10 protein-coding genes and 2 pseudogenes are annotated in these 21,282 nt (G+C 72.2%); 4 read left to right on the forward strand and 8 right to left on the reverse strand.

Annotated elements, in window-relative coordinates; genetic code table 11:
• Positions 1 to 24: 24 nt before the first annotated feature.
• From OG747_RS46585 to mqnE, 7 genes are all read right to left on the reverse strand, one after another.
• Positions 25 to 882, reverse strand: a complete 858-nt coding sequence (locus tag OG747_RS46585; protein WP_405876750.1) for an ABC transporter permease — start codon at positions 880 to 882, stop codon at positions 25 to 27.
• On the reverse strand, positions 882 to 1,883 hold the full coding sequence (locus OG747_RS46590; protein ID WP_405876748.1) for an ATP-binding cassette domain-containing protein: 1,002 nt from the start codon (positions 1,881 to 1,883) through the stop codon (positions 882 to 884). Before OG747_RS46590 ends, OG747_RS46585 begins: the two co-directional genes overlap by 1 nt.
• Before the next feature lie 86 nt (positions 1,884 to 1,969).
• On the reverse strand, positions 1,970 to 3,175 hold the full coding sequence (gene mqnC, locus OG747_RS46595; RefSeq protein ID WP_405885394.1) for a cyclic dehypoxanthinyl futalosine synthase: 1,206 nt from the start codon (positions 3,173 to 3,175) through the stop codon (positions 1,970 to 1,972).
• 67 nt (positions 3,176 to 3,242) lie between these two features.
• Positions 3,243 to 4,145 carry a menaquinone biosynthetic enzyme MqnA/MqnD family protein gene (locus OG747_RS46600; RefSeq protein WP_405876746.1) on the reverse strand — a complete coding sequence of 301 codons (903 nt, stop codon included), beginning with the start codon at positions 4,143 to 4,145 and terminating at the stop codon, positions 3,243 to 3,245.
• A gap of 157 nt (positions 4,146 to 4,302) precedes the next feature.
• Entirely contained in the window at positions 4,303 to 5,067 is a 765-nt protein-coding gene (locus tag OG747_RS46605) for a thioesterase II family protein (RefSeq protein WP_405876744.1), read from the reverse strand.
• Positions 5,068 to 5,220: 153 nt separating this feature from the next.
• On the reverse strand, positions 5,221 to 5,523 hold the full coding sequence (locus OG747_RS46610) for a ferredoxin (protein WP_405876742.1): 303 nt from the start codon (positions 5,521 to 5,523) through the stop codon (positions 5,221 to 5,223).
• Positions 5,524 to 5,599: 76 nt separating this feature from the next.
• The gene (gene mqnE, locus OG747_RS46615; protein WP_405876740.1) at positions 5,600 to 6,763 is read right to left on the reverse strand and encodes an aminofutalosine synthase MqnE; all 1,164 of its coding nucleotides are present in this window, start codon (positions 6,761 to 6,763) and stop codon (positions 5,600 to 5,602) included.
• 316 nt (positions 6,764 to 7,079) lie between these two features.
• Here mqnE and OG747_RS46620 point away from each other — a divergent pair, with 316 nt between their 5' ends.
• Together OG747_RS46620 and OG747_RS46625 are read left to right on the forward strand one after the other, a co-directional pair.
• A complete protein-coding gene (locus OG747_RS46620; RefSeq protein WP_405876738.1) occupies positions 7,080 to 7,940 on the forward strand; it encodes a 1,4-dihydroxy-6-naphthoate synthase in 861 nt (286 codons plus the stop codon).
• A 78-nt stretch (positions 7,941 to 8,018) separates the two neighbouring features.
• Positions 8,019 to 8,219, forward strand: a pseudogene (locus tag OG747_RS46625) (ISAzo13 family transposase); the annotation flags it as partial.
• A gap of 65 nt (positions 8,220 to 8,284) precedes the next feature.
• Here OG747_RS46625 and OG747_RS46630 read toward each other — a convergent pair.
• Positions 8,285 to 8,695 (reverse strand): annotated as a pseudogene (locus OG747_RS46630) (transposase); the annotation flags it as partial.
• Between the two features lie 141 nt (positions 8,696 to 8,836).
• Here OG747_RS46630 and OG747_RS46635 point away from each other — a divergent pair.
• A complete protein-coding gene (locus tag OG747_RS46635; protein WP_405876736.1) occupies positions 8,837 to 10,858 on the forward strand; it encodes a transposase in 2,022 nt (673 codons plus the stop codon).
• A gap of 243 nt (positions 10,859 to 11,101) precedes the next feature.
• Positions 11,102 to 21,274 (forward strand): type I polyketide synthase, encoded by a 10,173-nt coding sequence (locus OG747_RS46640; RefSeq protein WP_405876734.1) that lies wholly within the window; start codon positions 11,102 to 11,104, stop codon positions 21,272 to 21,274.
• The last annotated feature ends 8 nt before the right edge of the window (positions 21,275 to 21,282 follow it).

Below are 21,282 nucleotides of genomic sequence, written 5' to 3' on the forward strand. Positions count from 1 at the left end.
TCACCCTCCTTCAACTCCCCACGGTCAGCCGGCGGACGAGCGGTAGCGGCGCACCGCCAGCGTCCGGCACACCAGCGCGATCAGGACCGACCAGACGACGGACACGAGCAGGGCGTGGTGTGCGGGCCAGGCGTTCGACACGCTCAGCCCGGGGTTGCCGAACAGTTCACGGGTCGCCTGCACCGTCGCGCTGATCGGGTTCCACTCCGCCACCCACCGCAGCAGGGCCGGCAGGGTGGACGGCGCGACGAACGCGTTGGACAGGAACGTCAGCGGGAACAGCCACAGGAAGTTGCCGGTCGCGGCGGCCTCCGGTGCGCGCACCGACAGACCGATGACCACCCCCACCCACGACAGGGCGTAGCCCATGAGCAGCAGCAGTGCGAAGGCCGCGCCCGCGCGCAGGAATCCGTGGTGGATGCGCCAGCCGACGATCAGCGCGCAGCCGACCATGACCACGATCACGAAGACGTTCTGCACCATGTCGGCCACGGTGCGGCCGGTCAGCAGCGCGCCGCGGGCCATCGGCAGCGAGCGGAACCGGTCGATCATGCCGCTCTGCAGGTCGTTGGCCATGCTCACGCTGCTGTTGCTGGCGGTGGCGAAGGCGATGGTCTGGGCGAAGAAGCCCGGCATCATGTACTCCCGGTAGGCCGCCGTGCCGCCCGCGCCGGGCAGGCTGAAGGAGCCCGCGAAGATGTACGCGAAGAGCAGCACGAACACGATGGGCTGCACGAGGCCGAGGATGAGCACCTCGGGGATGCGGATCATCCTGGTCAGGTTGCGGCGTGCGACCACCGCCACGTCACGGACCGCCTTCACCGCGGTTTTGGGGCGCAGCAGCTCCGCGGGGCCGGACTGTACCGTCACCGACACGGTCATCACTCCTTCTCGCCGGACGCGCTGGACGCGCCGGCGGCGGCCATCGCGGGCTCGGGGGTGTCGGCGCGGGCCGGCGCGGTGAGGGCCAGGAAGACCTCGTCGAGCGTCGGGCGGCGCAGGCTGATGTCGCTGATCTCGATCCCGGCGCTGTCCAGGGCGTGGATGACCTCGCTCAGCAGGCGGACGCCGCCCTCCACCGGCGCGGAGACCAGGGATCTGGCCCGGTCCATGTCCGGCTTGCGGGTGCCGAAGCGGCCGATGAGGGCGGCGGCGGCGTGGATCTGTTCGCCGCGTTCCACGGTCACCTCGATCTGCTGCCCGCTGGTGCGCGTCTTGAGTTCGCGCGGTGTGCCGCGGGCGATGATCCGGCCGTGGTCGACGACGGCGATGTCCTGGGCGAGCCGGTCGGCCTCCTCCAGGTACTGCGTGGTCAGCAGCAGCGTGGTGCCCGCGTCGACCAGGCGGTCGATGGCGTCCCACAGCATGAGGCGGCTGGTGGGGTCGAGTCCCACCGACGGCTCGTCGAGGAACATCACCGACGGCCGGACCACCAGTGCGGCGGCCAGGTCGAGGCGCCGGCGCATACCGCCGGAGTAGGTGGAGGACATGCGGCCGGCGGCGCCGGTCAGGTCGAACTGGGCGAGCAGTTCGTCCGTCCGCTGCCGGGCCGCCCGGGTCCGCATGCCGTACAACTCGGCGATCATGCGGAGGTTCTCACGGCCTGTCAGCCGGTCGTCGACGGCGGCGGACTGCCCCGACAGGCCGATCGACAGGCGTACCTGGTCCGGTGCGCGGACCACGTCGTGGCCCGCGACCGTCGCGGTGCCCGCGTCGGGGCGCAGCAGTGTGGTCAGGACACGGACGATGGTGCTCTTGCCTGCTCCGTTGGGGCCCAGGAGCCCCAGAACGCTGCCTTGCGGGACCTCGAGGTCGACTCCGTCGAGGGCCCGGAGCTTACCGAAGGTCTTGACGAGGCCCTCGGCGTGAATGGCGCCCGTCATGGGCTTCTCCATCCTGTCTGTGCGTCTGGTGGTGTGCCGGCCGCTCGGCGCCCGAGCCTTGGCACAACGGCCCCGGGCGTGCCGCTTCAGTTCGCGGAGATCAGCTTCAGCTCGGGGTGGGCGGTGCCGCCCTCGAGGGCCGTGGACGAGATGTGCGAGACGATCCGGTCGTCGACGGGGTCGTTGGCCGGGTCGTCGTTGACCACGAGGTGCTCGTACGTCGTGGCCCGCTGCGCGGGCACCCGGCCGGCCCCGCGGATCAGGTCCAGGATCTCCGCCAGGTTGGAGCGGTGCCTGGCACCCGCGGAGGAGACCACGTTCTCCTCCAGCATCACGGAGCCCAGGTCGTCGGCGCCGTAGTGCAGGGACAGCTGCCCGGCCTCCTTGCCGGTGGTCAGCCAGGAGCCCTGGATGTGGGCGACGTTGTCCATGAACAGCCGGGCGATCGCGATCATCCGCAGGTACTCGAAGAGCGTCGCCTGCGTGCGGCCCTTGAGGTGGTTGTTCTCGGGCTGGTAGGTGTACGGGATGAACGCGCGGAAGCCGCCCGTGCGGTCCTGGACGTCACGGATCATCCGCATGTGCTCGATGCGCTCGGCGTTGGTCTCGCCGGTGCCCATGAGCATGGTGGACGTCGACTCGACGCCCAGCCCGTGCGCGGTCTCCATGATCTCCAGCCAGCGCTCGCCGGACTCCTTCAGCGGGGCGATCGCCTTGCGCGGCCGCTCGGGAAGCAGTTCGGCGCCCGCGCCCGCGAAGGAGTCGAGGCCGGCGGTGTGGATACGCTGGATGGCCTCCTCCACGCTCACCTTGGAGATACGGGCCATGTGCTCGACCTCGGACGCACCGAGGGAGTGGATGACCAGCTGCGGGTACGCGGCCTTGATCGCGGCGAAGTGCTTCTCGTAGTACTCGACGCCGTAGTCCGGGTGGTGTCCGCCCTGGAACATGATCTGCGTACCGCCGAGCTCGACGGTCTCCGCGCAGCGGCGCAGGATGTCGTCGAGGTCGCGGGTCCAGCCCTTGGCGGTGTCCTTGGGAGCCGCGTAGAAGGCGCAGAACTTGCACGCCGTGACACACACGTTCGTGTAGTTGATGTTGCGCTCGATGATGTACGTGGCGATGTGCTCGGTGCCCGCGTACCGGCGGCGGCGTACCGTGTCGGCGGCCGCGCCCAGCGCGTGCAGCGGGGCGTCGCGGTAGAGGACGAGCGCCTCTTCGGGGGTGATCCGCCCGCCCGCGGCGGCACGGTCGAGGACGGACTGCAGCGGGGACGGGGTAGGTCGGGGCATGGTGCCGGCCTTTCCGGGGCTCTGGAGGGTGTTCTGGGTCATGGCGGAACGGCGGATGGGCGGGATGTCACTCGGCGGCGGAGGCGTCCAGCAGGCGTACGGCCACATCGGGCCCGAAGCCCTCGGCCCCGCCGCCGACCCGGCGGGCGAACTCCTCGATGCCGGCGAGCTGGCGCGCACCGAGACTGAAGTCGAGCGCCGTCGTGTAGTACCGCTCGAGCGTCACGGCGTCGAACTCCACCCACTGGGAGGCCTGTTCGCTCACCTTGGTCACCTCGGCCAGCGAGAGGTCCCGGGAGTCCAGCAGGGCGGCGTGGACCTGACGCACCAGAGCGCCTTCGCGGGCGAGGAACTCACGGCGCGCGGCGAACACGGCGAACACGAACGGGAGTCCGGTCCACTCCTTCCACATCCGGCCCAGGTCGTGGACCTGGAGGCCGAGCCGGGGAGCCTCGTACAGCGAGGCGCGCAGCGCGGCGTCGCCGATGATGACCGCCGCCCGCGCCTTCGACATCATCGTCTGCAGGTCGGGCTCACAGACGAAGTACTCGGGCTGCACGCCCACCTTCTCCGCGAGGAGCAGCTGGGCCAGCCGCACCGAGGTCCGGCTCGTCGAGCCGAGCGCGACGGGCTCGCCGTCCAGCTGGTCCAGCGGCACCTGGCTGAGGATCAGACAGGACATGACGTCGCCGTCGCTGCCGACCGCGATGTCCGGCAGGACCACCAGGTCGTCGGCGTGCCGCAGGAACTCGACCAGGCTGATCGGCCCGATGTCGAGATCGCCCGCGGCCAGCGCGTCGTTGAGGCCGTCCGGGTTGTCCGTGCGCAGGTCCAGGTCGAGCAGGCTGCCGGTGCGGGCGAGCCCCCAGAACAGCGGCAGGCAGTTGAGGAACTGGATGTGCCCGACCCTGGGCCGGCGGCGCGTGAGGCGCAGGGCCTGCGACGGCTCTGCGACGAGTTGTTCGGTCATCTGTGGACAGCTCCCGGAACGGATCGAAGACGGGGGCGGCGGGGCGGACTCGGTGCCCGGCGCACGGAAGGAGAAGGGGAGGTGGATGCGGTGCGAGGGGGGAAGCCCCCGGCCCGCCGAACGCGTGCGGCCCCTGCGCCGGGGCTCCCGCCGGGCCCTACGCCCTGCGGGAGGGTGCCGCGGCGAAGTGCTCGGTGAGGACGGCGAGAACGTCCGCCGACCGGTCGGAGAGGTAGAAGTGCCCGCCGGGGAAGATGCGCAGCTCGCTGCCGCCGAGCGTGTGCCCGCCCCAGGCACGCGCCTCCTCCAGCGAGGTCTTGGGGTCACTGTCGCCGACCAGGACCGTCACCGGGCAGCGCACGGTGTCGCCCGGCGCCGCCAGATACGTCTCGACGGCCGTGTAGTCGCTGCGGATCGCCGGCAGGACCATGCGCAGCAGCTCCTCGTCCTCCAGGAACCGGGCATCGGTGCCGCTGAGCGCACGCAGCTCGGCGACCAGGCCGTCGTCGCCGAGGGTGTGCACCGTCTCGTCACGGGTGCGCGACGGCGCCCGCCGGCCCGACGCGAACAGCCGCACCGGACCGCTGCCGGCCCGCTCCATGCGGCGGGCGACCTCGAAGGCCACCACCGCTCCCATGCTGTGCCCGAAGAAGGTCAGCGGCCGGTCGTCCCAGCTCCCCAGCGCCTCGGCGACCCGGTCGGCGAGTTCGGCCACCGAGGTCAGCCCCGGCTCCAGACGCCGGTCCTGCCGGCCCGGGTACTGCACGGCGACCACGTCGACGCCGGGCGCGAGCGCGGCGGCGACCGGCACATAGAAACTGGCGGAGCCGCCCGCATGCGGGAAGCACACCAGGCGCTCAGAGGCTTCGGGAGCGGGGCGGAACCTGCGGATCCACAGATCGTCCGAGGGGCTTGAACTCATGGGACGCGGATGTCCTTCCAACGGATCGGCGCACCTGGCCGACGAGAGGATGCGGGAGGGGCCCGGCGCGGCCGAGGCATGCGGTTTTCGGCGGTACGCAACGGCGGTACGGAAACGGAGGGCGACTACACCCGCCACGGTGCGGCGGCAGGCTCAGTCGCTGTCCGCGTCCGGCCCGTACACCTCGACGGAGTCCTCGACGCGGCGCACGTGGATGCACTCGCCGGGGCACTCCTTGGCCGAGTCGGCGACGTCCCGCAGCAGTTGCAGGGGCACCCGTGTGCTCGCGCGGGGCTCCTGGAGGAGCTCGTCGTCCTGGTCCTTCACATAGGCGATGCCGTCGATGTCCAGCTCGAACACCTCGGGCGCGTACTGGGCACAGATACCGTCGCCTGTGCACAGTTCATGGTCGATCCAGACCTCGAAGGCCTGCCCGTTGGTCGTCTGCGAAGACATTTCCACCTGCCTGCCGATTCTCTTTGTGGGAAGTGCACCGCGGTGCACGGGGAAGGAGAGGAGGACGACCGCGGCGTCAGACGCGCATCGGCTGCGGCGCGTCGCGCCGCGCCGGGTCCGGGCCCTCGTACTCGCGGATGATCTCGTAGCGGGTGTTGCGCTCGGCAGGCCGGAACCCGGCGTCGCGGATCAGGTCGAGCAGATCCTCACGGGTCAGCTTGTTCGGCGTGCCGAAGTTGTCCGCGTCATGTGTGATCTTGTACTCGACGACCGAGCCGTCCATGTCGTCCGCGCCGTGCTGCAGCGCGAGCTGCGCGGTCTGGACGCCGTGCATGACCCAGAAGACCTTGACGTGCGGCACGTTGTCGAACAGCAGCCGGGACACCGCGAACGTCTTCAGCGCCTCGGCACCCGTCGCCATGCTGGTGCGCGCCTGGAGCTTGTTGCGGACCTTGCCGTCCTTCATGTCCACGAAGTCGTGCTGGTAGCGCAGCGGGATGAACACCTGGAACCCGCCGGTCTCGTCCTGCAGCTCCCGCAGCCGCAGCACATGGTCCACCCGGTGGCGGTACTCCTCGATGTGCCCGTACAGCATCGTGCACGGCGTCTTGAGGCCCTTGGAATGCGCGAGGCGGTGGATGCGCGACCAGTCCTCCCAGTGCGTGCGGTGGTCCACGATGTGCTGGCGGACCTCCCAGTCGAAGATCTCCGCGCCGCCACCGGTCAGCGACTCCAGACCGGCGTCGATCAGCTCGTCCAGGACGTCCGAGGCGGGCAGCCCGGAAATCGTCTCGAAGTGATGGATCTCCGTCGCCGTGAACGCCTTCAGCGACACGTTCGGCAGCGCCTTCTTCAGCTCCCGCAGCGAGCGCGGGTAGTAGCGCCAAGGCAGCGTCGGATGCAGGCCGTTGACGATGTGCAGCTCCGAGAGGTGCTCGTTCTCCATCGCCTTGGCCAGGCGCACGGCCTCCTCGATGCGCATCGTGTACGCGTCCATCTCGCCCGGCTTGCGCTGGAACGAGCAGTACGCGCACGACGCGGTGCACACGTTCGTCATGTTGAGATGGCGGTTCACGTTGAAGTGGACCAGGTCGCCGTTCTTGACGGTGCGCACATGGTGCGCGAGGCCGCCGAGCCAGGCCAGTTCGTCCGACTCGTACAACGCGATGCCGTCCTCGCGGGACAGCCGCTCACCGGAGAAGACCTTCTCCTCCAACTCACGCTTGAGCCCAGCGTCCATTACCCGGGAACCTCCTCGGTCAGTGCCTGGCGGCACACGTGATGAGTGTGAGCACGCGGCGTGGCACGTGACTCGTCCGCATGCCCCGGGGACCGCCGGCCCGCCCGTTCCCGGACAGACCCGAACCCCCTTGAAACGAACGGCACGTGGACCGTTCCCGACCGGAACACAGGCGATCCGGCCACATCGGGTGAGGCGCTCTCATACTCGCGGAGGGCAGTCTGGGGAAAACCCCACACCCACTCCCGGTTTCCTGGAGAGGGGGCGTGCGAGCGCCGTCACCGGACCCACCCACGGCAGAGAAAGAGGCGGCCGCATGACCTCACGACTGACCCTGGCGCACTCCCCGTGCCCCAACGACACGTTCGTCTTCCACGCCTGGACGCACGGCCTGCTCCCCGGCACACCCGAAGTCGACCTGCGGTTCGCCGACATCGACATCACCAACGGCCTCGCCGAGGAAGGCGCCCTGGACGTCCTCAAGGTCTCCTACGGCGTGCTGCCCCACATCCTCGACACCTACGCCCTGCTGCCGTGCGGCGGCGCCGTCGGCCGCGGCTGCGGACCACTCGTCCTGCGCAGGGAACCCGGCACCGCGGACACCCTCACCGGCGCCCGCGTCGCCGTCCCCAGCACCCGCTCCACGGCCTACCTCCTCTTCCGCCTCTGGGCCGCCCGCGCCGTCCCCGGCGGCGTCGGCGAGATCGTCGTCCTGCCCTTCCACCAGATCATGCCCGCCGTCCGCGACGGCCTCGTCGACGCGGGCCTGGTCATCCACGAGGCCCGCTTCACCTACGGCACCTACGGCCTGCACCGCGCCGCCGACCTGGGCGAGGAGTGGGAGAAACAGACCGCACTGCCCATCCCGCTCGGCGCCATCGTCGCCCGCCGCACCCTCGGCGAACGCCGCCTCGGCGAACTCGCCCAGGCCATCCGCGCCTCCGTACGCTCCGCCTGGAACACCCCCGAAGCCTCCCGCACCTACGTCCTCCAGCACGCCCAGGAGATGAAGCCGGACGTCGTCGACCAGCACATCGACCTGTACGTCAACACCTTCACCGCGGACCTCGGCGACGAAGGCCACGCCGCCGTACGCGAACTCCTCGCCCGCTCCGCCCGACAGGGCCTGCTGCCCGCCGTACCCGACAGCGCCCTCACCTTCCCCGCCGAGCCGTAGGCCCCGCCGGCGGCCCAACGCTAAGGGCTTGCGGGGAATCAAGGTGTTGCTTCCCGTCCTGAAGCTCGTTGGTGTGGTATGCGCATCCCGGACGAGACTCGTGACCAACTCGCCGTGAAGTTAGCGGTGTTGCTCCCACATCTGGACGAGCGGCAGCGACGGCTGTTGATGGCTGCGGAGGCCCAGGGCCTGGGGCACGGCGGTGTCCGGGCCGTGGCACAGGCCGCCGCGGTCAGCGAGACGACCGTCCGCAAGGGCGTGTTCGAACTCCAGGCCGGGACGACCACATCGTTGCGGTTGCCCGGCCAGGCGTCGCCGACCGCGACGATGCGGCGGTCGCGGGCCCGGCAGACGATCTGCACATTCACACTGCGCCGGTAGTTCTTCGACTTCTTCGTCTTCTTCTGGTGGTGCACCGGAATGAGGGTGCCGTCCACCAGCCACAGTTCCCGCCGGTCGGTGGGCGGCGGGCCGAGCAGGGCGGCGAGGTGCGGCGCGAGGTCGGCGGTGACCCGGTGCACGGTGGAGTCCGTGGTGGCGAACAGCGCGGCCGGCTGCTTCATGGTGAGGTTCGTTCGGTAGCCCAGAACGACCAGCAGCACCCGGTCGCCGAAGTCAAGTGACCAGGGCCGGCCGCACCCGCTGTCCGGGCGGCGCCGCCACAAACGGGTGATCAGGGCATGCAGCTGCGGCCCGGACAGCCCCGTCCACGCCTTCAACTGAGCTGAACGGCAGGTGGCGAGACGAAGTTCCATATGCCTGACGCTGACGCTGGTCGGGAGAGAGGGAGGGAGTGGGAGAGCGTGGCGAGTCGGTCACCGGCTGCTCCTGGGCCGGGGCGGCGGTTTCGGGGGCCGAACCGGGGTGAGGTGTGGCGGCGGGCGAAGGACGCGCCGGTGTCGGTGATCCGGCTGCCGCTGGTCGTCGACGATGCGGATGTCCGCCGCCGGGTCGAGCAGTTGTTTTCGGCGATGTGGCAGGTCAAACGCGCTCTGCAGCGTGATGCGCGGAATGTGGTCGACGCCTACTGGGCCGGTGACGTGCGGCGCGAGAGCGACGTGAAGGCCTGGCGGGCTGAACTGGGCCTGTCCCGCACCGGGCTGGAGCACCGCGCGTATCAGCATCTGGAGCGCTCGGGGTGGCTGAGCGATCATGTGTCGAAGGCATTGGTGATGCACCAGGCCGACGAGGTCTTCACCGGCGTGGCCCGGCACCTGCACCCGGACGCATCGGGGCGTCGGGCCGGGCGCCCGAAGACCGGGACCTGGTGGGAGTACACCCGCATCCCGGGTCGGGCCCGTTCGCACACCACCGACCGCAAGTGGGAGACCTTCCGCCTGCACGGCACCCTCGCCGGACACCTGGACGCCTTCCGGCATCCCGCGCTGCCGCCACCGCTCACCACCCCCGCCCAGGCCGCTGAACTCCCGCCGGGTATGCGGGTGCTGGCCCAGCCGCGCCGTCTGCCCGCGCCCGCCCGGCCCACCGCAGGCATCCCCACCGGGACCACCGACGCCCGGGGGCGCCCGCGCAGCAGGGCGGCGACCTGGTTCGACCACACCGGGCCGCTGACTGTCGTCTTCGCCGGAGGGCCCACCGGACGCGGGGAAATCATCCTGCCGGTGCGGCTGCCGCAGGGCGCCGGCCGCTGGCCCTGTCTGCTGCACTACCTGAACGACCCGAGCCTGTGGCACAAGATCGACCTGGTGCGGCGGCGGGATCCGGCCGCCCCGGGCGGCTGGGCCTATGAGGCCCATCTGATGGTCCTTTCCCCCGGCTACGCCTCCACCGCCACCCGTACCCGGCGCCGGCAGGCCGCCGCCCTGCAGCGCGTCGGCGGGGTGGACGGCAACGTCTCCAACCTCGCCGTCGTCTCCTTCCCCACCACCGGTGACGCGGGTGACGGGCCGGTACGCTCCTCCCGGATCACCCTGACCGATCAGGAGCAACACGCCCTGGCCAAAGCGCGCAAGAAGGCCCGAGGGCGCCAGCGCGCCCTTGACCGCTCGCGGCGCGCCACCAACCCCCAGCAGTACCAGCACTCCCGCCGCCAACAGGCCCGAGGCGAACGCCGGCAGGCAGCGAACCTGCCCCCGAAGACCGTCGTCCCGACCGGCCCCCGGCGCACCACCGCGACCGGAAAACCCCAACAGGCCTACCGCCGCGACACGGTCAGCACCAGCTACCGCGATCTGCGGGCCCGCCACAGTGCCGCGGCCGCGAGCGCGGCCGAGGCCTCCCACCACCGCGCGAAGAAGACCGCCGCAGCTCTGGTCGCCGCCCACGGCCCGAACCTGACCATCGAGGACTGCGACATCCGCACCTGGTTCCGCCTCTGGGGCCGCGCCTGCTCCGCCACCACCCCCGGACGGCTGATCACCGCACTCGCCACCGAGTGCACCGCCACCGGCGGACGACTCCTGCGCGCCTCGACCTTCACCACCGCCCTGTCCCAGCACTGCCTGTGCGGCCGACGCGTGACCAAGTCCCTGCGCCAGCGCACCCATTACTGTGACCCAGCCGAAGGCGGCTGCGGGCTGAAAGGCGACCGCGACATGGTCTCCGCTGCCCTGGCCGCCTTCACGACCCTCACCGACCCCGACGACCCCGCCACCGCCCGCCTGGACCACCCCCGCGCCCGGGCCGCCCAGATCCTCTTCGCCCAAGGGCTGCAAGAAGCCCTGACCGAGTCAACCGCACCGAAGTCCGCGCCCTCGGGCCGGACCCGCGCGGCAGCCGAACCCCGCGGGAACACCCTTCCCCGGCAACGGACGGCCTCTGCTCGGCGAAATGCCGGACCCTGCACCGTGGCAACCCCGGATGAGACCCGACCCGCCCCCGAGCGGCCCAAGGCCCACGCCGGAACGACACGACCGCACACCGGCCGCCCCCGTACGCACATACGGGATAAGTCTTAGAAGTTCTCTTAGAGCCGCTCAGGGCAGATCCGGGGGGCCCGTGCCCGTCCCCATAATCGGCCCAAGGGCATGCTCCCCACCCGACGTCCGGTACGCCGGACCCGCCCGGGGAAACCGCCGCCGCGCCGCTCGCCAGGCTCCACCCCCTCACCTCGTTCCGTCCCGCCCGCACCCGTCCGGGACGGCCACTGCCCGTGCCACCACCGGCGAGACCATGGGCCCGCTGTCGAAGGGAACCGATCCGTGAGCGAGGACAGGCTTCGCGAGCTCCGCGATTTCCTGAAGCGCGTCACCGCAGACCTCCAACGCACGCGCAGCCGCCTGCGCCAGGTCGAGTCGAAGGCCACGGAACCCATCGCCATCGTCTCCATGAGCTGCCGCTACCCGGGCGGAGTCCGCACCCCGGAAGACCTCTGGCAGCTCGTCGACACCGGCACCGACGGCATCTCCGCCTTCCCCGAGGACCGCGGCTGGGCCGTCGACACCCTCTACGACCCCGACCCCGACCGCCCCGGAACCTGCTACACCCGCGAAGGCGGCTTCCTGCACGACGCCGTCGACTTCGACGCCGGCTTCTTCGGCATGTCACCCCGCGAGGCCCTCGCCACCGACCCCCAGCAACGCCTGCTCCTCGAAGTCACCTGGGAGGCCCTGGAGCGCGCCGGACTGCGCCCCGCCGACCTGAAGGGCACCGCCACCGGCGTCTTCGCCGGCGTCATGTACAACGACTACGGCTCCCGGTTCCCCGAACCGCCCGAAGGACTCGACGGATACATCGGCAACGGCAGCGCCGCCAGCATCGCCTCCGGCCGTATCTCCTACACCTTCGGCTTCGAGGGCCCCGCCATCACCGTGGACACGGCCTGCTCCTCCTCCCTGGTCGCCCTGCACCTGGCCGTCCAGGCACTGCGGGCGGACGAGTGCGACCTCGCGCTCGCCGGCGGTGTCGCCGTGATGTCCACCCCGGTCACCTTCCTGGAGTTCAGCCGCCAGCGCGGCCTCGCCGCCGACGGCCGCTGCAAGTCCTTCGCGGACGCCGCCGACGGCACCGGCTGGGGCGAGGGTGTCGGCATGCTCCTCCTGGAGCGCCTCTCGGACGCCCGCCGAAGCGGACACGAAGTCCTCGCCGTCATCCGCGGCTCTGCCGTCAACCAGGACGGCGCCAGCAGCGGCCTCACCGCCCCGAACGGGCCCTCGCAGCAGCGGGTCATCCGCGCCGCACTCGCCGCGGCCGGCCTGCGGGCGAGCGAGGTCGACGCCGTCGAGGCGCACGGCACCGGCACCACCCTCGGCGACCCCATCGAGGCCCAGGCCCTGCTCGCCACCTACGGCCAGGACCGGCCCGACGGGCGGCCGCTGTGGCTCGGCTCGCTCAAATCGAACATCGGCCACACCCAGGCCGCCGCGGGTGTCGGCGGCATCATCAAGATGGTGCAGGCGCTCCGCCACCAGCGGCTGCCCCGCACCCTCCACGTCGACCGGCCCTCCACCACCGTCGACTGGACAGAAGGCAACGTCCGTCTCCTGACATCGCCGGTCGAGTGGACCGACCCCGGCAGGCCGCGACGCGCGGGCGTCTCCGCATTCGGCGTCAGCGGCACCAACGCCCACGTCATCGTGGAACAGGCACCCCCAGCCGAACCCGAGGACGAGCAGAACGACGGACAGAACAACGGGCAGAACACCGGGACGAGCGGGGACCACACCCGCACCGAGGCCACGACGCACCCCGACGCCGCCGCCCCGCCGGTTGTGCCCTGGCTGCTGTCCGCGCAGACCCCGGAGGCCCTGCAGGCCCAGGCCCACACCCTCCTCACCCACCTCGAAACCCACCCCGGCGACAGCGACCACGCCGTCGCCCACGCCCTGGCCACCACACGCTCCGCGTTCGAACACCGGGCCGTCGTCCTCGGCGGCGACCACGACGCCCTGATCCGCGGCCTCAAGGCCCTGGCCGCCGGCGAGCCCACCCCCGAGGTCCTCGCGGACACGGCCCGCCGCGCCAACGGCAGACTCGCCTTCCTCTTCTCCGGCCAGGGCGCGCAGCGCCTCGGTATGGGCCGTGAACTGTACGAGTCCTTCCCGGTGTTCGCCGAGGCCTTCGACGCCGTCTGCGCACACCTGGACGACGGCCTGCGAGGCGTGGTCTTCGGCACGGATGCCGACCTGCTGAACAACACCGCGTGGACGCAGCCCGCCCTGTTCGCGATCGAAGTGGCCCTGTTCCGCCTCGTCGAATCGTGGGGCGTACGCCCCGACTTCGTGGTGGGCCACTCGATCGGTGAGCTGGCTGCCGCGCATGTGGCCGGGGTGCTGTACCTCGAAGATGCCTGCCGTCTGGTGTCGGCACGCGGGCATCTGATGCAGCAACTGCCGCCCGGTGGTGCGATGTTCGCCGTCGAGGCGTCCGAGGATGAGGTTGTTCCGCTGCTGGAGGGCCATGAGACCGAGGTGTCGGTCGCGGCGGTGAACGGGCCGCGGTCGGTGGTGCTTTCGGGTGTCCAGGCGGTGGCCGAGGCGGTCGCGGGGGAGGTGGCGGCTATGGGCCGCCGTACCTCACGCCTGCGCGTCAGCCATGCCTTCCACTCGCCGCTGATGGAGCCGATGCTGGAGGAGTTCCGCAGGGTCGCGGAGAGCGTCACCTATGCGCCGGCGCAGCTGGCCGTGGTGTCGAACGTGACCGGACAGGTGGCTGCCGCTGGTGAGTTGGAGTCCGCGGAGTACTGGGTGCGGCACGTCCGGGAAGCCGTGCGGTTCGCCGACGGTGTGCGCTGGCTGGAGGAGCGGGGGGTCCGCCGGTTCATCGAGATCGGCCCCGACGCCACCCTCACCGCCCTCGCCCAGTCCGGAGTCACCCGCGGCGACGAGATGCTCTTCGTGCCCACCCTGCGCAAGGACCGCGACGAGCCGATCGCGGCGCTCGGCGCGCTCGCCGCCCTGCACGCGCGCGGCACCGCCGTCGACTGGTCCGCCGTCATCCCGGGCGACGACCGCCCGCCGGTCGGCCTGCCCACCTACGCCTTCCAGCGCCGCCGCTACTGGCTCGACCCGGTGGCCCAGGGCACCGTCAGGACGACGGCACACCCGCTGCTGGGCGCGACCGTCGCGCTCGCCGAGTCGACCGCCGTCGTCTCCACCGGCCGCATCTCGCGTCGGACCCAGCCATGGCTCGCGGACCACACCGCCTTCGGCACGGCGCTCGTGCCCGCCGGGGTCTTCACGGACCTCGCCCTGCACGCCGGCGCCCTGCTCGACAGCCCCCACCTGGCCGAACTCGTCGTGGAACCGCCCCTCGCCCTGCCCGAGACAGGCGAGAGCGAGATCCAGACCGTGGTCGAGGAGACCGACGCGGAGGGCCGCTGGACATTCACCGCCTACTCCCGCCCCGCCGCCCCCGCCGACGACGGAGCGGACCGCCCCTGGCAGCGGCACGCCCACGGCATCCTCGTACGGCAGCCGGAGCACGAGACAACCACCAAGCACCAGGAGCCCGGCGCGTGGCCGCCCGTCGGTGGTGCCCCCATCGACATCGGCGAGCTGTACCGCACCCTCGAAGACCAGGACACCGTCCCCGGCGCCGTCCTGCGCACCCTGACGGCCGCCTGGCGGCTCGGCGACGAGGTGTACGCCGAAGCCGTCCTGCCCGAGTCGCAGCGCGCCGAAGCCGGCCGCTTCGCCCTGCACCCGGCCCTCATCGAAGGCGCTCTCCTCGCCCTCTCCGCGACCGGACACCCCGCACCCCACGCCCTGTCCTGGTCCGGCCTCACCCTGCACGCCGCAGCCGCCGAAGCCGTACGCATCCACATCCGCCCCCGCCAGGACGGCACCGTCGAGCTCGGCCTCTTCGACCCCGCCGGCGCACCCGTCCTCAGCGCGGACGAACTGACCGCGCGCACGCTGGCCCCGGCGGACCTGCCGGCCCCGGCCGCCGCCGAGAGCGACGACCTCTTCGGCCTCGCCTGGACCGCCTCGCGGGGACCGGTGCTGCCGACCGCCCCCGAACTCGCCGTCCACACCGGCCTCGACACCCTCCTCGCCGCCGCTGCCGACGGCCCCGTGCCCCCGGTCGTCGCCCTGCCCTGGCGCACCCCCCACAGTGACCGAGGGGTGAGTGCCGAGGCCGTCCACGCGGCCATCGGCGCCGCCCTCACCCTGCTGCAGACCTGGCTGGCGGACGAGCGCTTCACCGGCTCCCGCCTGCTGATCCTGACCTCCGATGCGGTCGCCGCGGCCGACGGCGAGACGGTCACCGACCTGCCCGCCGCGGCCGTCCGCGGACTGGTGCGCTCCGCCCAGGCGGAGAACCCCGGCCGCTTCCTGCTCATGGACACCGCCACCGCCGAGCCCGCCCCGCAGGACATCGCCGAGATCCTCCGCCACGACGAGGCCGACGTCTGCGTCCGCGACGGCCGGGTCCTGGTGCCCCGCCTCGCCCCCGCCGGAGCCGGAGCCGGAGCCGGTGCCGAACAGCCCGCGCGGGCGATCGGCTTCGACCCGCGGCGCACGGTCCTGGTGACCGGAGGCACCGGCACCGTCGGCGCCGCCACCGTCCGCCACCTGGTGACCGAGCACGGCGTACGCCACCTGCTCCTCGCCGGACGCAGGGGCGCGGATGCCCCCGGCGCCCTCCCACTTGTCTCCGAGATGGCCGAGGCGGGCGCCGAGGTCACCGTGGCCGCCTGCGACACCGCCGACCGCGACGCCCTGGCCGAACTGCTGGCGACCGTCCCGCAGGACCACCCGCTGGGCGCCGTCGTGCACGCCGCCGGCGTAGTCGACGACGCCGTCGTCACCTCCCTCACCCCCGAACGCCTCGACGCCGTACTGCGCCCCAAGGTGGACGCCGCGGTCCACCTTCATGAGCTGACCCGCGGCCTCGACCTGACGGCCTTCGTCCTGTTCTCCTCGGCCGCCGCCACGCTCGGCAGCCCCGGCCAGGGCAACTACGTCGCGGCCAACTCCTTCCTGGACGCCTTCGCAGGACACCTCCGCGCCGCAGGACACCCCGCCCTCGCCATCGGCTGGGGACTGTGGGCCCAGGACAGCACCATGACCAGTGACCTGGACACCTCGCAGCGCAGCCGCATCGGCCGCAGCGGCATCGGCGCCCTGCCCACCCAGGAGGCCCTGGCCCTCTTCGACCGCTGCCTGTCCCACACCGGCGCGACCCCGCTGCCCCTGCGCATCGACCTGCCCGCGCTGCGCCGGAACGCGGCCGGCCTGCCCCCCGTCCTGCGCTCCCTGGCCGGCCGCGCACCGCTGCGGCAGGCCGCCGGCGCCGGGGCGGGCACCGCGGCGCCGGCGGGCGCCGCTCTCGCCGCGCTGCCCGAACAGCAGCGGCGCACGGCCGTCCTCGCCCTGGTCCGTACGACCGTCGCAGGCGTCCTCGGCCACAGCAGCGACGCGTCGGTCGGCCTCGACCGCCCCTTCACGGAGCTGGGCTTCGACTCCCTCACCGCCCTGGAACTCCGCAACGCCTTCACCCACGCGACCGGCCTCACCCTGCCCGCGACCCTGGTCTTCGACCACCCCACCCCCGCCGCCGTCGCCGACCTCCTCCTCGCCCAACTCGCCCCCACCCGGACGGGGTCGGCACAGTCCGCACAGCGGATTCCCGGAACACCGGCGGACCTCGCCGACGACCCGGTCGCGATCATCGGCATGGGCTGCCGCTTCCCCGGCGGGGTCGAGAACCCCGAGCAGCTGTGGGACATGCTCCTCAAGGGCGACGACGGCATCACCGACTTCCCGGGCGACCGCGGATGGGACGTGGCCGCCCTCTACGACCCGGACCCCGAGTCCCGGCGCAGGGGGACGACGTACACCCGCCGCGGCGGTTTCCTCAAGGACGTCGGCTCGTTCGACGCGGGCTTCTTCGGCGTCTCCCCCCGCGAGGCGTTGGCGATGGACCCCCAGCAGCGCCTGCTGCTGGAGACGTCGTGGGAGGCCGTGGAACGGGCGGGCATCGACCCCCGTTCCCTGCACGGCAGCCGTACCGGCGTCTTCACCGGCACCAACGGCCAGGACTACGCACACGTCCTGAGCACGGCGGACGCCGACACCGAGGGCTACCTCGGCACCGGCAACGCCGCGAGCGTCGTCTCCGGCCGGGTCTCCTACGTCCTGGGCCTCGAAGGCCCCGCGGTCACCGTCGACACGGCCTGCTCGGCGTCCCTCGTCGCCCTGCACTGGGCAATACGCGCGCTCACCTCGGGGGAGTGCTCGATGGCACTCGTCGGCGGCGTCACCGTCATGTCGACCCCGGCGGCGTTCGTGGAGTTCAGCCGTCAGCGCGGCCTCGCGGCGGACGGCCGGTGCAAGGCGTTCGCGGAGGGTGCGGACGGGACGGGGTGGGGTGAGGGTGTCGGTGTGCTGCTGGTGGAGCGGTTGTCGGACGCGCGCCGCAACAACCACCCCGTCCTGGCTGTGGTGCGGGGTTCCGCCGTCAACCAGGACGGTGCGTCGAATGGTCTGACCGCGCCGAACGGTCCGTCGCAGCAGCGGGTGATCCGGGCCGCCCTCAGCAGTGCCGGTCTCTCCGCCAGGGATGTGGATGCGGTCGAGGCGCATGGCACGGGTACGTCTCTGGGTGATCCGATCGAGGCGCAGGCGCTGCTGGCGACGTACGGCAAGGAACGGCCGGGGGAGCGGCCGTTGTGGCTGGGTTCGGTGAAGTCGAACATCGGTCACACCCAGGCCGCCGCGGGGGTGGCGGGTGTCATCAAGATGGTGGAGGCCATACGGCACGGCGTGCTGCCCGCCACCCTCCACGTCGACGAGCCCTCCTCGCACGTCGACTGGGCCGCGGGCAACGTCAGGCTCCTGGCCGAGTCCGTCGACTGGCCAAAGACGGCGCATCCCCGCCGGGCCGGAGTCTCGGCCTTCGGATTCAGCGGCACCAACGCCCATGTCGTACTGGAACAGGCGCCGGACCCGGTCGCCGAAGAAACCGCGACCGAGGTCTCCCAGCAGCTCCCCGTCACCCCCTGGGTCGTATCCGGCCGTGGTTCCGAGGCACTGCGGGGCCAGGCCGCTCAACTGCTGGCCCATATACAGGCCCACCCGGAACTGGACACCGCCGATGTGGCGCTGGCACTCACGCAGACCCGCTCCGCCTTCGAGCACCGCGCGGTAATCCGCGGCACCGACCGCGAAGAACTGCTCGCGGGACTCTCCGCCGTCGCCCGCGGCGAGAACCTCCCCACCGTCGCCGAAGGCGCCGCGTCCGACGGCAGGCTGGCGTTCCTGTTCTCCGGCCAGGGTGCGCAGCGCCTCGGTATGGGCCGTGAACTGTACGAGTCCTTCCCGGTGTTCGCCGATGCCTTCGACGCCGTGTGCGCGCACCTGGACGACGGCCTGCGAGGCGTGGTCTTCGGCACGGACGCGGAGGTGCTGAACCGCACGGAGTGGGCGCAGCCGGCGCTGTTCGCGATCGAAGTGGCCCTGTTCCGTCTCGTCGAGTCGTGGGGCGTGCGCCCGGACTTCGTGGTGGGTCACTCGATCGGTGAGCTGGCGGCCGCGCATGTGGCGGGGGTGCTGTCCCTCGAAGATGCCTGCCGTCTGGTGTCGGCGCGGGGCCGTCTGATGCAGCAACTGCCCGCCGGTGGTGCGATGTTCGCCGTCGAGGCGTCCGAGGACGAGGTTGTTCCGCTGCTGGAGGGCCGTGGGGCGGACGTGTCGGTCGCGGCGGTGAACGGGCCGCGGTCGGTGGTGCTTTCGGGTGTGGAGTCGGTGGCCGAGGCGGTCGCGGGGGAGGTGGCGGCTATGGGCCGCCGTACCTCACGCCTGCGCGTCAGCCACGCCTTCCACTCACCGCTGATGGAACCGATGCTCGATGAATTCCGTACGGTCGCGGAGAGTGTGACCTATGCGCCGGCGCAGCTGGCCGTGGTGTCGAACGTGACCGGACAGGCCGCTGCCGTAGGCGAGTTGGAGTCCGCGGAGTACTGGGTGCGGCACGTCCGGGAAGCCGTACGGTTCGCCGACGGGATCGAGTGGCTGGCCGGGCACGGGGTCACACGCTTCGTGGAGATCGGGCCCGACGCCACGCTCACGGCCCTGGCCCAGTCCTGTGTGCCCGGTGACGAGGGCACGCTGTTCACGGCCACGCTCCGCAAGGACCGCGCCGAGAGCGACACAGTGCTCGCGGCCGTGTCGAAGGCCTTCGTGCACGGGGTGTACGTCGACTGGCCCGCCTTCTTCGCCGGCCCCGGCGCCCGGCCCGTCGCGCTGCCGACGTACGCCTTCCAGCGGGAGCGGTTCTGGCCGGAGCCGGCCGCCTCGCCGGCCGGGACCGCCTCGGTCGACCCGGTGGACGCGGCGTTCTGGGAAGCCGTGGAGCGAGGAGACGCGCGGAGCCTGGCCGATGTACTGGGCGTGGGCGAGGCGGAGTTGGACGCCGTCGTGCCGGCCCTGTCCGCCTGGCGGCGCGGTGCGGTCGAGCGGTCCGTCCTGGACGGCTGGCGCTACCGCGTCGACTGGGAGCCGATGCCCGTACTGTCCCCACTCGTGCCGCTGCCGGGCCGCTGGCTTCTGCTGCAGCCCCCCGGCGAGGACGTACTCGCGGGCATCGAGGAATTCGTCCCCGGGATCGACCGGTTCACCTGCCCGGCGGAAGCGGCGGACCGTGCCGCGCTGGCGCGGGTCCTGACGAACGCCGCCGAATGCGGACTCATCGCGGGCGTGCTGTCGTACCTCGCCCCCTCCGGTGGCGTGGGGGCGACACTGGCGCTCGTCCAGGCGCTGGGCGACGCCGACCTCGCGGTTCCGCTGTGGACGGTGACGCACGGCGCGGTGTCGACGGGCGCGGTGCCGGCCGGCGGCCCGGCCGCGGAGCCCGCCGACCCGTCCCAGGCCGCGGTCTGGGGCCTCGGCCGCGTCGCCGCGCTGGAACACCCCGACCGCTGGGGCGGCCTGGTCGACATCCCGGCCCAGCAGACCGACCGGCACGCCCTCGCCGGGATCGCGTCCGCTCTCGTCTCCGGTGAGGACCAGATCGCCGTACGCGGATCCGAACTGCTCGTCCGCCGTCTCGCCCACGCCCCGTCCGCCCCAGCCCCGGCCGCGTCCTGGACCCCGCACGGCCGCGTCCTGGTGACCGGCGCAACCGGTGCCCTCGGCGGCCGCCTCGCACGCTGGCTGGTGCAGCGCGGCGCGCGGGACCTCGTCCTGACCAGCCGCCGCGGAGCGGACGCGCCGGGCGCCGCCGATCTCGCCGACCAACTGCGGACCCTGGGCGCCCACGTCGCGCTGGAAGCCTGCGACATGGCGGATCGCGCCGCGGTCGAAACGCTTCTGGACCGGCACCCGGTCGACGCGGTGTTCCACGCCGCGGGCAGGGGCGATGCCACACCGCTCGGCGAGGTCAGTGACCAGTACCTCGCCGACGTATGGGGCGCGAAGGCCGCCGGTGCGACCCACCTGGACGCCGTCCTGGGAGACAGGGACCTGTCCGCCTTCGTCGTGTTCTCCTCGATCGCCGGCGTGTGGGGCAGCGGCGGCCAGGCCGCCTACTCCGCCGCCAACGCCCACCTCGACGCCCTGGTCGAACGCCGCCGGGCCCGGGGCCTCGCCGGTACGGCCGTGGCCTGGGGGCCGTGGGGCGGCGGCGGCATGGTCACGGACGAAGGAGCCGTCGAACTCGGTCGCCGGGGCCTGCGCGTGATGGACCCCGACCGTGCGCTGAGCGGACTGGGACGTGCCCTGGACCTCGGGGACAGCACGGTCGTGGTGGCCGACGTGGACTGGGAGAGGTTCCTTCCCACGTTCACCAGCAGCCGCCCCAGCCCGCTCCTGTCCGCTCTCCCGGAGGCGGCCACCACCACCGGTACGGACGGCACGCCGACCGAGACGGGGACCGGGGGCACGGACCTGGTGAACCGGCTCTCCGCGCTCTCCGCGACCGACCGCAAGCGCGCGCTGCGCGACCTCGTCCGCACCCACGCCGCCTCGGTCCTCGGCCGCGCGAGCGGCGAAAGCGTGGAACTCGCCCGGGCGTTCCGCGATGTCGGCTTCGACTCCCTGACCGCCGTCGAACTGCGCAACCAGCTCAACCGCGACACCGGTCTGCGCCTGCCCACCACCCTCGTCTTCGACTACCCGACCCCCGAACACCTGGCCGATCACCTCTGTGCCGAGCTCTTCCCCGACACCCCGGACGCGGACGCCCTGGCCGACGGCCTCGCCGACCCGTCCGGCACCACCGCCGCCGACGAGGCCGCGCTGCGCAGGAAGCTGACGACCGTCCCGCTGGCCCGGCTGAAGGAGAGCGGCCTGCTGGCCGCGGTGATGGCCCTCGCCGAGCCGGAGGAAACGGACCCGAGCGCCACCAGGGCCGACGCGCAGGACAACGAGCTGATCCACACGATGGACGTCGACGACCTCATACAACTGGCCCTCGGCGACTCGGCCCACTGACCCTCCGA

The sequence above is a fragment of the Streptomyces sp. NBC_01384 genome, assembly GCF_045040035.1.
GTDB lineage: Bacteria > Actinomycetota > Actinomycetes > Streptomycetales > Streptomycetaceae > Streptomyces.